The organism is Mesorhizobium sp. B1-1-1, assembly GCF_006442955.1.
Taxonomy (GTDB): domain Bacteria; phylum Pseudomonadota; class Alphaproteobacteria; order Rhizobiales; family Rhizobiaceae; genus Mesorhizobium.
Window position 1 is genome coordinate 1 of the sequence record NZ_VFWW01000023.1, and the last position, 13,782, is coordinate 13,782.

Below are 13,782 nucleotides of genomic sequence, written 5' to 3' on the forward strand. Positions count from 1 at the left end.
GTAGGGGAGTAGGGGAGTAGGGGAGTAGGGCAAGTATTTCCGGGCGATCTCTTTCCTACTGCCTTACTGCCCTATTTCCCTACTGCCTTAAAATATCAAATGCCTTCGCCGGCGAGCTCTTCCGAAAGCGTGCCGACCTGGTCCTGGGCGCTGCGCAGCATCGGATAGATGGCAAGGACCTTCTGCCAGGCCTCGAGCGCCGATTGCTTGCGTCCGGTCACGGTCATGATCTGTGCCAGGCCCGACAGCGCGCCGAAATGGCGTGGTTCGAGTTGCAACGTATGGTCGATGTCGGACATCGACTTGCCGTAGTTCTTCATCATGAAATGCACCGTGGCGCGCCGGTTCCAGCCCTCGGCATAGGCCGGCTGCAAGGTGACCACCTGGTCGAGGAAATCGAGCGCTACGTCGAATTTCTGGTTCTCGAGCGCCTTCTGCGACCATTGCATCATCAGGTCGATCGAGGCGCTGCCCGACTGGGACCATTCGCTCCAGATGATGCCGGCGATACGCTCTGCCGCCTTTTCGTTGCGCTCGCGCTTGAGATCGGCAAACAGCTTGTCGAGGCGGGCTTCCCTGTTCATTGCGGGAGGCGCGGCTTGCGGCACTGGCTGGGCATCCGGAGGCGCCGGCTCCGGGGCCGCTTGCATGACCGCCCGATCATCGGCCCGCGCCGGCAACGAGATGGCGCTGCAAAAGAGAAGGACCGTCAAAAATGCAAAAAGAATCCGCATCGCCCGAATCTAGTCCCGGGCGGCGGAACGTCAAACTGATTTTAGCGTGAACGGCCGGCGGACCGACGATAAACACCAACTGCGGAGGCAAAAGCCTCGCGACGAAGCTCAGCCCTGGCGCGCCTTATAGCGGGGGGCGGTCTTGTTGATGATGTAGACGCGGCCCTTGCGGCGAACCAGACGGTTGTCGCGATGACGCGCCTTCAGCGCCTTGAGCGAATTCTTGATCTTCATGGTCTTGCCTGTCGGTGTGGACCCGGTCCGGGTCGAAATTTTAAGGCGCGCCAGAAGACGCGCCTTTGAACTGTGGGTGGCTCATAAACGAGGAGCCTTGTCCGTGTCAACCGCAAGCATGCCCGGTAGCGGAGATGAATGCCCGGTGTCGTCAAATATCCGCAATCGGCCAATGGCTCGGCACCGGCTGGTATGATGTGGTGGTCGCCACGTGACTTGAGAACGCCATGCGCCGAGTTTTCCTGCCCGGTAGCTCGCGGCGTCGAGATTGCTGTCAGGCGCGGCGGCTGATCCGGGTGAAATGGCCCATCTTGCGGCCGGGCCGCGCTGCGGCCTTGCCGTAGAGATGCAGCATCAGGTCGGGCTCCGCCAGCAATTCCGGAACGCGCGAGATATTGTCGCCGATCAGGTTCTCCATCACGCAGTCGGAATGGTGTCGCGGGTCGCCGAGCGGCAGGCCGGCCACGGCGCGGATATGCTGCTCGAACTGCGAAACGGTGCAGGCGGCTTCCGTCCAGTGGCCTGAATTGTGGACGCGCGGCGCGATCTCGTTGGCCAGCAGCGAGCCATCGGCCAGCACGAAGAACTCGACGCCGATGACGCCGACATAGTCGAGCGCCGACAGGATCTTCACCGCCGCTGTCCGGGCCGCCTCGGCTGTCCGGGGCGCGATCGCGGCCGGCACGGTCGATGTGTGGAGAATGCCGTTGCGGTGGACGTTCTCGGCCGGATCGTAGGCGGCGACGACGCCATCGATGCCGCGCGCGGCGATGACGGAGACTTCGCGCTCAAAGGAAACGAAGGCCTCGAGGACCAGCGGCACGCTGCCCATGGCCTCGCAGGTGCCGGCGAAGCCGCCGGCTTGCATGTCACGGAAGACGCGCTGGCCCTTGCCGTCATAGCCCATGCGCCGCGTCTTCAATATGCCGCTGCCGCCAAAGGATTTCAGCGCTGCGGTCAGCTCGCCGTCATTGTCGACCGCGCGGAAATCCGCCGTGGCAATGCCGATGCCGTTGAGAAATGTCTTTTCGGTCACCCGGTCCTGCGCCACATCAAGCGCGCGCGCAGGCGGATAGACCGGCACCTTTGCGGCGAGCGCCTCGGCGGCGGCAACCGGAACGTTCTCGAATTCATAGGTGACGACGGCACTTGCCTCGGCCAATTCGGCAAGCGCGGCGGGATCATCGTAGGCGGCCGTGACCTGACGGTTGGCGACCTGTGCCGCGGGGCAATCCGGCTGCGGCTCCAGCACCACGGTGCGGTAGCCGAGGCGAGCGGCCGCCATTGCCAGCATGCGGCCGAGCTGGCCGCCGCCGATGATGCCAATGGTCGATCCGGCGGGCAGGCTCACGGCGTGTCCGTGGGTTCGGCCGCGACCTTGGCGGTCTGCGAGGCGCGCCAGGCATCGAGCCGCCCGGCAAGCTTGTCGTCGTTGAGCGCCAGAACGGCGGCAGCCAATAGGGCTGCATTGGCAGCACCGGCCTTGCCGATGGCCAGCGTCCCCACCGGAATGCCGGCCGGCATCTGGACGATGGACAGCAGCGAATCCTGTCCCGACAGGGCTTTGGATTCCACCGGCACGCCGAACACCGGCAGCGGTGTCATCGCCGCCGTCATGCCGGGCAGGTGCGCCGCACCGCCCGCACCGGCGATGATGACCTTGTAGCCGGCGGCCTTGGCGCCCTTGGCGAAGGCATAGAGCCGGTCGGGGGTGCGGTGCGCCGAGACGATCAGCCGTTTGTGCGGGATGCCAAGCGCCTCCAGTGTCTCGGCGGCATGGCGCATGGTCGCCCAGTCGGACTGGCTGCCCATGATGATGGCGACGTCGACGCGTTGACCGTCCAAGCTTCTGCTCCCGGCGACAAAGGCGCGCCTTAGCGGAATTCGGCGGCGGCGGCAAGGATGCGGGGCATTGCCGGGGTCCGGCCGGGAAATCGGCCTATGCCGCAGCCTTGCGGAAGCAGGCAACGAAATCGTCGAGTTCGGGCCGCTCCATGTCGGAGATCGCCCAGTAGGAGAAGGCGCCGTCGCTCCACTGCACCAGCGAAAAGCCGCCCGAGGAAAGATCGTCAGGCTCGCTGGCCTTGCCGCCCTGCTGAGGTTCGGCGACCAGCGTGATCAGATGCTCGCGGTGGCGGTAGACAAGTGCCGGCACCGGGCGGCCGGAAATCACCTCGACCCGGCCGCCGATCAGCGCAAAACCGTCCTTGGCAAGATCCGGTGCCGGCGGCGACACGCCGATCCGGGCGTCGAGCCAGGGTTTTACCGTATGGCGATCCGACGAGACGATGTCGATCGGGCTGGCGGCAAGCAGGCTGCGGCGATGGCCGCTGGCGACCGCCGCGGCGAAGCTGTCGGACGCGCCGTTGACCATCACCCATTGCGTTGCCCCGCTGGCCAGCACCGCGCTGATCATGATCGAGGCGGCAAGAGCGCGCCAGTCGAACGAGCCGAAGCGGCGCGCTCGACTTGGTGACAGCCGCGTATCGGCGTTTCGCCTCTGGCCTCCCCCGCCCGGGGCAAGCACCCCTGGGAGCACCTGCGAGCCCTGCTGCGGCTTGGCCGTTCCGCCTGCCGGCTGTGCGGTGGGCGCGGCGCCAATGGCCGCGATGCGCGCGCGAAAGGCGTCGCCGACATCTGGGTGCGGCAGGCGGCTGACCGCGCCCCGCAAGGCCACGATGCGGGCATGCTCCGAGGCAAGCCGCGGATCGGCCGCAATGCGCCGCTCCACCGCAAGCGCGGCCGCTGCATCAAGTTCGCCATCGACGAGGGCGTGGATCATCAGCCTGATGCCTTCCGGATCATTGGGCAGTCCATCGTCATGCATGGTCATGGCGCTCTCCCCAGGTCAGACATAAGCAGGCTCCGCGCGCGAGCCAGCCTGGACATCACCGTGCCCATCGGCACGCCGAGCATGGCCGCTATCTCGCGATAGCTGAGGCCGCTGATGTCGCGCAGCACAAGCGTCTCGCGAAACGGCTGCGGCAGGGCTGCTATCGCCGTTTCAAGCGCCACCGTGTCGGCCTTGGCGATCAGGCTTGCCTCCGGACCATATTCGTCCGGCACGCTGATGCCGTGTGCCGCCGCCATCTCGTCGAGATCGCCGAGATCACCGACGGCCAACATGCCGCGCGGCCGGTTGCGCGACATCCAGGTATAGGCGGTGTTGCGCACGATGGTCAGCAGCCAGGCGCGGGCATTGCCGCCGGCATAGCCTGATATGCCCGCATGCGCCTTTATGCAGGCGTCCTGCACGACGTCCTCGGCATCGGCGCCATTGCCGGTCAACCAGCGGGCAAGCGCCAGCGCGTCACCGAGATGAGGCAGCACCACCTCGCTGAAGCGCTCGGCTCCGGCCTTCTCGCTCAAAGCAGCACCATCCGATACTCCACGAGGAACAGGCCGTGCGCTTTCAAGCAATACCGGCGGTCTCGCCCCGCCCGTGCGGGCGAAACCCTCGGCAACAGGCAAAGCCGCCTGCCGTGGCGAAAGTGAAGTCATCTGCGTCACCAGTGTCAAGCGCAATGGGAAAGCCGTGCGTCATGGAAGAGAGAGGCCGGCTAAGGTCATGCGCCCCAGCACATGGCGGCCGCCAACGCCGCGGCCATGTTCGCTGTCGTTTTCATAATGACGGGCATGCCGATCTCCTCAACGCCTGTAGCGGCCTATGTCGAGGAGACCCGTTGCAGCCGAGATTTATTCCCGCCGCGTACGCATCCGGCTGTTCACGGTCGCGTGATCAGCCGGTGCTGTGGGTTCGTTGGTCCGCCTGGCGCTCAATCAGGCCAGCGCAAGGCGCCGGAAGAGTCCTTACGGGCAATCTTCATGGCGTCGGCGGGCCGGTCCTTCGCGGTTAACAGGGCGCGCAGCCGTTCGGCGACGATTTCCGCCTCTCCGGGATGAAGATTGCAGGGGTCGAGGAAGAAATGGCCGCGTTCGACCTCGTGATTGCGCACGATGATGGGCGGCGATCCACCGGCAAGCGCCGAGGCAAGGCCGGCGGCGGTGAAGCGGCTTTCCGGCAGCACGAAGACCTGCAGGCGGTCGAGCGGGTTGGAGGTCGGGTCGGGAATGATCTCCGCGCCAATGCCCGGGATACCCTGCAGAGCATCCTTCCAAAGGTTGAGGGCGGCCTCTTCGCGCCGGCGGATGCCGGCGTGGTCGCGCTTCTCCCATGCCTCGAGCGCGGCCATGGTGCCGGCGATGCTTTCCTTGCCGACCTTCATGGCGCGGGCGACGCCGCGGTTCTGTAGATAGGCGGCGCGCACCAGATCCTTGCGTCCGGTGACGATGCCGCTGGTCGGGCCGCTCAGGAATTTGTGGCCGCTGTAGATGACGATGTCGGCGCCACGCGCCAGGAAGCCGCGCAGGTCATATTCGGAAGCCGCGTCGACGATCACCGGCACGCCCCTGGCGTGGCAGATTTCGCAGAATTCCTCCAGCGACAGCATGCCGTACTGCACGGTGTGATGCGCGACGACATAGAGCCCTGCCGCCGTGCGGTCGTTGATCGCGTCGCGGACATGATAGTCCTGCGTGACGCTGACCGTGCCGGCGGGCACCACCTTGGCGCCGGCGACGCGGACCGACTGGTCGATCGGGGCGCCGTAGTTGACGATGTGGCCAAGCTGGATGATCACCTCTGACTTGAGGTCGCCGGTGTCGTCCGGCAGGCGTTCGATGGCGAGCAGGTTGGTTCCCGTCATCGCGCCGGCGATCGCCATGGTGATGCCGCTGGCACAGCAGGCGGTGATGAAGCCGGCCTCGCCACCGGTGAGGCGCGCGACGACGGCGCTTGCGGCGCGCTGCAGATCGTCCATTTCCACCCATTGCGATGCCATTTCAGACATGGCGCTGATCGCTTCAGGCACGATGATCGACGCGCCGAGCGCCGTCATCGTGCCGGAGACGTTGATGATCGGGCGAAGGCCGAGCCGTTCGCGGATCGTGGTGTTGGAGCCGGTGTCTGAATATGTTTTCATGTGAGCAATCCCGTGGATGACAGATCAGGCAGCGATCTCGACGACCGCTTCGATTTCGACGGTGATGTTTCCCGGCAAGGAGCCGACGCCGATCGCCGAGCGGGCATGCCCGCCGATCGTGGCGAAAACGTCGGCGAAAAGATCGGAGCAGCCATTCACCACTTTGGGGTGGTCGCTGAAGGTCGGCGTGGCGTTGACGAAGCCGAGCAGCTTGACGACGCGCACGATGCGGCCGAGATCGCCGGCGGCAGCATGCATGACGGCAAGCAGGTTGAGGCCGGTGAGGCGGGCATGCTGATAAGCCTCCTCCACCGTCACATCCTCGCCCACCTTCCCGGTGCAGAGCGAGCCGTCGGCCCGCAGCGGTCCCTGGCCGGACAGGAAGATCAGCCGGCCGCTCTCGGCATGGGTAACGAAGTTGGCGATGGGCGTCGGCGGCTCGGGCAATGTGAGGCCGAGTTCGGCGAGCCTGGTGTAAGGCGTCATGGAAGAAGGCTCCTTGGGATGGTGTCAACCATCCAATGTCAGAAATGCGAGGCGCGGAAGCGCGCCAGGAAATTGCGCAGACGCTCATTCTCGGCGTCTGCTGCGAGAATCTCCTTCGGCGGGCCGACCGCGCCGACGCTGCCATCGGCCATGAAGACGATGCGGCTCGAGGCGTCGCGGGCAAAGGCCATCTCATGCGTGACCATCACCATCGTCATGCCGTCCTCGGCGAGGCTGCGCACCACTTCAAGCACCTCGCCGACGAGTTCCGGATCGAGGGCGGAGGTTATCTCGTCGAGCAGCAGGATTTTCGGCCCCATGGCCACGGCGCGCGCAATTCCGACGCGCTGCTGCTGGCCGCCGGAGAGCTCCGCCGGCAGGCTGTCGGCCTTATGGGCAAGACCGACGCGGCCGAGCCAGTGTTCGGCAATCGTGCGCGCCTCCACGGTGCTTTTGCCGCGCACCTTGGTGAGGCCGAGCATGATGTTGCCGGCGGCGGTGAGATGCGGAAACAGGTTGAAGCTCTGGAACACCATGCCGGTCTCGGCGCGCATCGCGGCAAGGTCGCGTTCGCTGCGGCGCTGGCGGGCTCCGGTTTCTCGGAAGCCGACCTCCTTGCCGTCGATGCGGATGGACCCGCTGTCATAGCTCTCCAGGAAGTTGACGCAGCGCAGCAGCGTGGTCTTGCCGCTGCCCGAGGGCCCGATGACCGTCACCACCTCGCCGCGCGCCACGCGCAGGCTGACCGAGCGCAGGACCTGGACGGCGCCAAAGGATTTGGACACATCGCGGATGTCGAGAAGGGCCGGGGCATCGTTCGAGCTTGTGGACATTGCTATTCCCGGATGAAGGAGAAACGCCGCTCCAGCCGCCGGCTGGCAAGCGAAAGCGCATAGTTGACGGCGAAGTAGATGAGGGCGCCAAGGATGTAGAGCGGCATGGCCTCATAGGTGCGGCCGATGACCTGGTTGATGGCCTGCATGAGATCGGTGATGCCGAGCAGGGAGACCAGCGCGCTGCCCTTGACCGCGTCGGTGACGCCATTGATCCAGGGCGGCAGGAAACGCCTGAACGCTTGCGGAAAGATGACATGGGCCAGCCGCTGGCGGAAGGTCAGGCCGATCGCCATTGCCGCCTCCGATTGTCCCTTCGGGATGGAGCCGACGGCGCCCCGGAGATATTCGACGACCTGGGCTGTCTTGAACAAGGTCAGCGCCAGCACGGCAGCCCAGAAGGACGGCAGGTGAAGCCCGACGGCCGGCATCCCGTAGTAGACGAAGAAGATGAGCACCAGGATCGGTATGCCGCGAATAGTGTCGCTGAAGATGCGCACCGCCCAGCGCGCCGGCGCCGGGCCATAGACCAGGCCGACGCCAAGGACGACACCGGCGACGAGCGAGAACGTCACGACCAGCAGCGACACCCAAAGCGTCAGCGCAAAACCCTGAGCCAGGAAAGGCAAGGCGTAGGCGATCTGGCCAAGCATGCTAGTGCACCACCTTGAACCATCGTTCGACGAGCCGGAGCGCGTAAAGCAGGGCGTAGCCGGTCAGCAGATACATCGCCGTCACGACGAGATAGACCTCGACGATGCGGAAGGTGTTGAAGTTGATCCATTGCGCGCCGAAGGTCAGTTCGGGCACCGAGATGACCGAAGCGACGGAGGTGTCCTTGAACAGCGATATGAAAGTGTTGGAAAGCGCCGGCAGCGTGATGCGCAGCATGGTCGGCAGGCGCACATGGAGCAGCCTTTGCCAGGGCGTCAGGCCGATCGCCTTGCCGGCGTCTAGCTGGCCGCGCGGCACCGCTTCGAGACCGGAGCGGAACACCTCGACCAGATAGGCGCCGCTGTAGAGCGCCAGCGTGGCGACGAACGAGGTTTGCGCGCTGTAGGCGATGTCGACCACGGTCGGCAGACCGTAGAAGACGAGATAGACGAGCAGGATCAGCGGCACGTTTCGGATGAATTCGACATAGGCGGCAATGATGCCGCGCACCATGCGTCCGGCCGACACGTACCAGACCGCCAGGACCAGACCGATGACGATGCCGATGGCGATCGAGATGACGGCGAGCTCCAGGCTGAGCAGCAGACCGCCCAACAGCTTGTCGAAATGCCGCCAGATCAGGTTGAAATTGAGCGCATAACCCATGCGTCGGCCTCAGTGCTCCCGATGTGACGCAAAGCTGGCCGCGTCGCCAGGAAAAAAGGCGGAAGGGTCGGCGCCCTTCCGCCGATGACGTCAGATAACCGGGAAGCCGGGGTGGCGCGCCGGCGGCTCCTGCCCGAAATAGTCCTTGAACGCGGCGTCATAGAGCGCCGTTTCATGGCCGAACATGGCGATGGTGAAGGTCTGGTTGACGAAGGTCAGCCAATCGAGATCGCCTTGCCGGAGCGCCGCGCCATAAAGCATCGAGTACCAGCTCTTGCCGGCATCGAAGTATTTGTCCGGATTGCGCGAGGCGAGCCAGCGCACGGTGGAGAGGTCGACGGCAGCGGCATCGGCACGCTTGGATTCCAATGCCTGCAGCACGTTGGCCTGTGTATCGATCTGCATCACCTGCGCCTCCGGCAAGGCAAAATGCACCGAAGATTCGGCGTCGACATTCTGCAGGATGGAAACGCGCGTCGCGGAGCCTGCGGCAAGCAGCTTGTCGAAGGTCTTGTTCTCGGCGCCGGGCAAAGTCAGCAAGGCGACGCCCTCGACGTAGTAAGGCCTGGAGAAGTTGATCAGCTGCGAGCGCTGCGCGGTCATGGTCATGAACTGGATGGTGATGTCGACCTTGTTCGTCGTCACGTTCGGAATGCGCTGCGCCGGGTCCTGCATGACAAACTCGACCTTGGCCGGGTCATCGAACAAGCCCTTTGCCAGGATGCGCCCCATGGTGATGTCCATGCCGACGAGTTCGCCGGCATCGTTCTCGAAATGCCATGGCGCATTGGTGCTTCCGGTGCCGACAATCAATTTGCCGCGCTCCAGCACGGTGCGTAGCAAGCTATCGGGCGCAGCCTGCGCCGACCGTTGCCGCCGCGCTCATGACGCCGGCCGTTGCCAGTCCGGCCATGCCCAGTTTCAGAAAATCACGCCTTTTGGATGTGTCGTCCACAGCGACCTCCTTTCGTGTTGTGTTCCCCTACGCACAGGCAATACGCGCACCCGGATCGTTACAGAAATTGTCTCTTACAAGGGACGAGTGTATCCTGTACAAGACAGATACTAACATCAGGAATCGACAATGCAAGATGGCAGCGCCTTGGCGGTCTCAGCGGACGCAAAGATTTCGGTCTCTCGGGAGAAGGGCCTCAACCGGGTGCTCCAGATTCTGGAGTTCCTTCATTCGACGCAGCGCGCCATCGGTATCGGCGACCTCGCCAAGGGGGTCAACGCGCCGCGTTCGACCACCTACACACTGGTGCGATCGCTGGTCGATGCGGGCCTCCTGGAGATGGCCGGCGACGGCAACCGCGTCTATTTCGGTAAGAAGCTCTATCTCTATGGAATGGATTATGTGCGCGGCAACGACCTCTTGAGGCGAGGACGCCAGGAGGTCGACAACCTGTCGCGCGAGACCGGTGAGACCTCCGAACTGTGCATGCTGCAGAGCGGCCGCTACACGATCGTCCACTCGAGCCCGGGCACCCGGCCGTTCCGCATCAGCTCCGCCACCGGATTGCAGATTCCGCTGCCCTGGACCGCGTCAGGCAGGCTGCTGCTCGCCGGCCTCGAACAGGCCCGGATCGAAGCCATGATATCGGAAGACGACCTTATGCTGCCCGATGGCCGCAGATTGCGGCTGGACGATTTCATCGCCGACATAGCGACGGCGCGAGCCACCGGCTATTGCATCACTTCGGGGCTCGTCGACGCCTATACGAAATGCCTCGCCGCGCCGGTGTTTTCAGCACCCGGCACCGTCGAGGCGACGATGTGCCTGGTGGTGCCCATCGACACATCGCAGGAGAAGACAGGCGAACTCCTGGCCCTGTTGCGCGAACGCGCGGCGCGGCTTTCGATCGCGGCCTGGACCTGAAGTCAGGCGATGATGTCCGGGATGATCCTGTCTTCCAGCTTCATCAGCCGATCCTTCAGCGCAAGCTTCTTCTTCTTCATGCGCTGGATCTGCAGCGGGTCGCAGTTCATGGCGATCATCGCATTGATCGCGGCGTCGAAATCGGCGTGTTCCTGCTTCAGCCGGGAAAATTCGAGGCGAATATCGGCCTGTTCCTGATCGGACATTCTCTACCGTCTGCACGTCTGCGGCGCCCAAAGCTGGGCCTGATTGGGCGGGGGGTGGCACTCTCTGCCACCGGCGCGCAGCCCATATCACATTTCACGTTGTCGTGGAATGCTACCACGGATCATTCGACATCGCTGCGCGAAGGTGGCACACTGTCATTGTGCCGTCACAGAGCGAGCCTGCGGTGGACGCGCCTTTGGCGGCTGCAATCGAGGAAATCATGAAAGGGAGAACCAATCATGTCTCTTGCATCCCATCTTGATGAGTTGCAGCGGAAACACGGCGACATCGAACGCGAGCTCGATGACGCGATGAATCACCCGTCGGTGGACGACCTGGAAATCGTGAATCTCAAGCGACGCAAGCTGGCAATCAAGGACGAGATTGAAAAACTGAGGGCCAAACCCACGACGCATTGATGCCCCACTGACATAACCGCTCACCATTCGGGTCTTTCCTGCCGGCGGCAATTGCCGCCGGACTGGTGGTTTTGATCTTCGATTTCAGGTCGACCATCACAGATATTCGTACCAGGCAGAGGCCGTCCGACTTCCTAGTCCCAGGACGAGTAGGGGCGAAGCTCGTCGCGGCTCCCCTTTACCATAACTGACCGAAGAGTGCAGCGGAGCAGAATTCCGCCTTGCCGCGGCGCTCTGAGGTCAGGGCTTGGATTCTGGGACTGCGCTGCGTCGCTCTTCTCCTTGCTCCTCCCCGAAATGACGGACTCGTTCCGGGAAAGACAAAGCGATGGGGCCTGCCAATCGCCAGGTAGCCGATTGGCCGACGCAAGCGAGCGATAAAAGTCGGGCGCCGAGCAACCGGCGGCGGCATCGATTGCGGCCAGTGGCGACCTGTCGCCATTGACAAGCCATCTTTGCTCCTCCACCTCATGCCCGGACTTCAGCGCATCGGCCCGGAGCGCGCTTTTGTGCGTCCAAGTGGACGCGCGGCGCTCCAGAGATTAAAGGCTGCCGGCATGACCGGATATTATTCCTTTCCCTTCCCGCGCCGCACCTCGGTTGGCGTCGATGTGGGCGGCGTGGTGGTTGGCGGGGGTGCTCCCGTCGTCGTGCAGTCGATGACCAATACGGATACCGCCGATGTCGACCAGACGGTCGCCCAGGTCGCGGCGCTGCATCGCGCCGGCTCCGAGATCGTGCGCATCACCGTAGACCGCGATGAAAGCGCCGCCGCCGTGCCGCGCATCCGGGAGCGGCTGGCGCGGCTCGGTATCAACGTGCCCATCGTCGGCGACTTCCACTATATTGGTCACAAGCTCCTGGCCGATCATCCGGCCTGCGCCGAGGCGCTGGCCAAATACCGCATCAATCCCGGCAATGTCGGCTTCAAGGACAAGAAGGACCGGCAGTTCGCGGCAATCGTCGAGATGGCGATCAAACATGACAAGCCGGTGCGCATCGGCGTCAACTGGGGCTCGCTCGACCAGGAACTCCTGACCCGGCTGATGGACGACAACCAGGCCCGCGGCTTTCCGTTGACCGCACAGCAAGTGACGCGCGAGGCGATCGTGCAGTCGGCGATCCTCTCGGCCGAGATGGCCGAGGAGATCGGCCTTGGCCGCGACAAGATCATCCTCTCGGCCAAGGTCAGCGGCGTGCAGGACCTGATAGCCGTTTACACCGAGCTCGCCAGCCGTTCCGACCATGCGCTGCATCTCGGCCTCACCGAAGCCGGCATGGGCTCGAAAGGCATCGTCGCCTCATCCGCCGCCATGGGCATCCTGTTGCAGCAAGGCATCGGCGACACCATCCGCATATCGCTGACGCCGGAGCCGAACGGCGATCGCACGCGCGAGGTGCAGGTGTCGCAGGAATTGCTGCAGACCATGGGCTTCAGGCAATTCGTGCCGATCGTCGCCGCTTGCCCCGGCTGCGGCCGCACAACCTCGACCGTGTTCCAGGAACTGGCCCAGAACATCCAGGCCGATCTCAGGAAGAACATGCCGGCGTGGCGTGAGAAATACCCAGGGGTCGAGAACCTCAAGGTCGCCGTGATGGGCTGCATCGTCAACGGCCCGGGCGAGTCCAAACATGCCGATATCGGCATTTCGCTGCCAGGCACCGGCGAGACGCCGACGGCGCCCGTTTTCGTCGACGGCAAGAAGGCGGCGACGCTGCGCGGACCGTCGATCGCGCAGGATTTCGAAAAGATGGTCGCCGACTATATCGAACAACGATTTGGTCGCGGCAAGGCCGCGGCAGAGTAGGTCGAATGCTGCGCTTCCTCCCGGTGGCGCTGATCCTGCTGTGCGGGTGGCCCACCTTGGCCCAGGCCGATCCGCCGCAATCGGCCAAGCAGCGGCTGATCGACAAGGTCTGCAACCTGATCCAGGCCCATGCCGACCAGAACGGTCTGCCCAGGGATTTCTTCGCCCGGCTGATCTGGAAGGAAAGTCGGTTCGATCCCAACGCCGTCAGTCCGGTCGGCGCCGAAGGAATCGCCCAGTTCATGCCGGGGACCGCCAAGATGCGCGGGCTCGCCAATTCCTTCGACATCAACCAGGCGATCCCGGCCTCGGCGAAATACCTCGCCGAGATGAAGACCAGCTATGGCAATCTCGGCCTGGCGGCCGCCGCCTACAATGCCGGCGAAAACCGGGTCTCGCGCTGGCTGGGCTCGGGCGGCTTCCTGCCGATGGAAACCGAAAGCTATGTCTTCGACATCATGGGCGAGCCGGTCGATAAGTTCGCCGACCGCGCCTATGCCGGAAGCGTGCGACCGCTCGACGCGAAATCCGATTTCGTCGCGGCCTGCCGTAAGCTCCCGGTGATCATGTCGCGGACGGTGGCGATGGCTTCCATCAACATAAAGCCCTGGGGAATCCAGGTGGCCGGCAATTTCCGCCGCAGCGCCGCGATCAACCAGTGGCTCAGGGTGAGAGGCCGCTTCCCGGCCCTGCTAGGCGGGCATGATCCGGTGGTCAGCCGGGTGCGCACGCCGATCGGCCGGCGCGGCATCTACGCGGTCAGGATCGGGGTCGACGACCGTGCCGTCGCCGGCGCTATCTGCCAGAAGTTGCAAAGTGTCGGCGGGGCATGCGTGGTGGTGCGCAACCGATAGCGGGTGTGTCGTTGCGGGTGAAGGGG

The 13,782-nt window shown here is 64.3% G+C and carries 16 protein-coding genes and 1 pseudogene; 4 read left to right on the forward strand and 13 right to left on the reverse strand.

Annotation, left to right across the window (positions count from 1 at the left end; all coding sequences use genetic code 11):
* Positions 1-95: 95 nt before the first annotated feature.
* The 12 genes and pseudogenes from FJ986_RS29870 to FJ986_RS29925 all read right to left on the reverse strand — a co-directional run bounded on the left by FJ986_RS29870 (position 96) and on the right by FJ986_RS29925 (position 9,502).
* Positions 96-734, reverse strand: a complete 639-nt coding sequence (locus FJ986_RS29870; protein WP_140562401.1) for a hypothetical protein — start codon at positions 732-734, stop codon at positions 96-98.
* Between the two features lie 108 nt (positions 735-842).
* Positions 843-968: a type B 50S ribosomal protein L36 gene (gene ykgO, locus FJ986_RS29875; RefSeq protein WP_125004464.1), complete on the reverse strand. Its 126-nt coding sequence runs from the start codon at positions 966-968 to the stop codon at positions 843-845.
* Between the two features lie 274 nt (positions 969-1,242).
* On the reverse strand, positions 1,243-2,319 hold the full coding sequence (locus FJ986_RS29880) for a 5-(carboxyamino)imidazole ribonucleotide synthase (RefSeq protein ID WP_140500470.1): 1,077 nt from the start codon (positions 2,317-2,319) through the stop codon (positions 1,243-1,245).
* Complete coding sequence (purE, locus tag FJ986_RS29885) at positions 2,316-2,813, reverse strand: 5-(carboxyamino)imidazole ribonucleotide mutase (protein WP_140562403.1); 498 nt, start codon at positions 2,811-2,813, stop codon at positions 2,316-2,318. Before purE ends, FJ986_RS29880 begins: the two co-directional genes overlap by 4 nt.
* A gap of 94 nt (positions 2,814-2,907) precedes the next feature.
* Positions 2,908-3,801 (reverse strand): anti-sigma factor, encoded by an 894-nt coding sequence (locus FJ986_RS29890; RefSeq protein ID WP_140676860.1) that lies wholly within the window; start codon positions 3,799-3,801, stop codon positions 2,908-2,910.
* Complete coding sequence (locus FJ986_RS29895) at positions 3,798-4,337, reverse strand: sigma-70 family RNA polymerase sigma factor (protein WP_140500476.1); 540 nt, start codon at positions 4,335-4,337, stop codon at positions 3,798-3,800. The genes FJ986_RS29890 and FJ986_RS29895 overlap by 4 nt, the downstream gene beginning before the upstream one ends.
* Before the next feature lie 407 nt (positions 4,338-4,744).
* Positions 4,745-5,950 (reverse strand): aminotransferase class V-fold PLP-dependent enzyme, encoded by a 1,206-nt coding sequence (locus FJ986_RS29900; RefSeq protein ID WP_140558860.1) that lies wholly within the window; start codon positions 5,948-5,950, stop codon positions 4,745-4,747.
* Positions 5,951-5,974: 24 nt separating this feature from the next.
* Positions 5,975-6,436, reverse strand: coding sequence for a RidA family protein (locus FJ986_RS29905; protein WP_140525749.1), 462 nt, complete (start codon positions 6,434-6,436; stop codon positions 5,975-5,977).
* A gap of 38 nt (positions 6,437-6,474) precedes the next feature.
* Complete coding sequence (locus tag FJ986_RS29910) at positions 6,475-7,269, reverse strand: amino acid ABC transporter ATP-binding protein (RefSeq protein WP_140558861.1); 795 nt, start codon at positions 7,267-7,269, stop codon at positions 6,475-6,477.
* A gap of 2 nt (positions 7,270-7,271) precedes the next feature.
* A complete protein-coding gene (locus FJ986_RS29915) occupies positions 7,272-7,922 on the reverse strand; it encodes an amino acid ABC transporter permease (RefSeq protein ID WP_140500483.1) in 651 nt (216 codons plus the stop codon).
* Between the two features lies 1 nt (position 7,923).
* Positions 7,924-8,589 carry an amino acid ABC transporter permease gene (locus tag FJ986_RS29920; protein ID WP_140558862.1) on the reverse strand — a complete coding sequence of 222 codons (666 nt, stop codon included), beginning with the start codon at positions 8,587-8,589 and terminating at the stop codon, positions 7,924-7,926.
* 90 nt (positions 8,590-8,679) lie between these two features.
* A pseudogene (locus tag FJ986_RS29925) lies at positions 8,680-9,502 on the reverse strand (transporter substrate-binding domain-containing protein).
* Between the two features lie 171 nt (positions 9,503-9,673).
* Here FJ986_RS29925 and FJ986_RS29930 point away from each other — a divergent pair.
* Entirely contained in the window at positions 9,674-10,468 is a 795-nt protein-coding gene (locus FJ986_RS29930) for an IclR family transcriptional regulator (RefSeq protein ID WP_140558863.1), read from the forward strand.
* Between the two features lie 2 nt (positions 10,469-10,470).
* Here FJ986_RS29930 and FJ986_RS29935 read toward each other — a convergent pair whose 3' ends face one another.
* Positions 10,471-10,674, reverse strand: coding sequence for a YdcH family protein (locus FJ986_RS29935; protein ID WP_140500489.1), 204 nt, complete (start codon positions 10,672-10,674; stop codon positions 10,471-10,473).
* A gap of 240 nt (positions 10,675-10,914) precedes the next feature.
* Here FJ986_RS29935 and FJ986_RS29940 point away from each other — a divergent pair, with 240 nt between their 5' ends.
* The 3 genes from FJ986_RS29940 to FJ986_RS29950 all read left to right on the forward strand — a co-directional run bounded on the left by FJ986_RS29940 (position 10,915) and on the right by FJ986_RS29950 (position 13,756).
* Entirely contained in the window at positions 10,915-11,094 is a 180-nt protein-coding gene (locus FJ986_RS29940) for a YdcH family protein (RefSeq protein WP_097571999.1), read from the forward strand.
* 557 nt (positions 11,095-11,651) lie between these two features.
* Positions 11,652-12,902: a flavodoxin-dependent (E)-4-hydroxy-3-methylbut-2-enyl-diphosphate synthase gene (gene ispG, locus FJ986_RS29945; protein ID WP_140517596.1), complete on the forward strand. Its 1,251-nt coding sequence runs from the start codon at positions 11,652-11,654 to the stop codon at positions 12,900-12,902.
* 5 nt (positions 12,903-12,907) lie between these two features.
* Complete coding sequence (locus FJ986_RS29950) at positions 12,908-13,756, forward strand: lytic transglycosylase domain-containing protein (RefSeq protein WP_140517597.1); 849 nt, start codon at positions 12,908-12,910, stop codon at positions 13,754-13,756.
* The last annotated feature ends 26 nt before the right edge of the window (positions 13,757-13,782 follow it).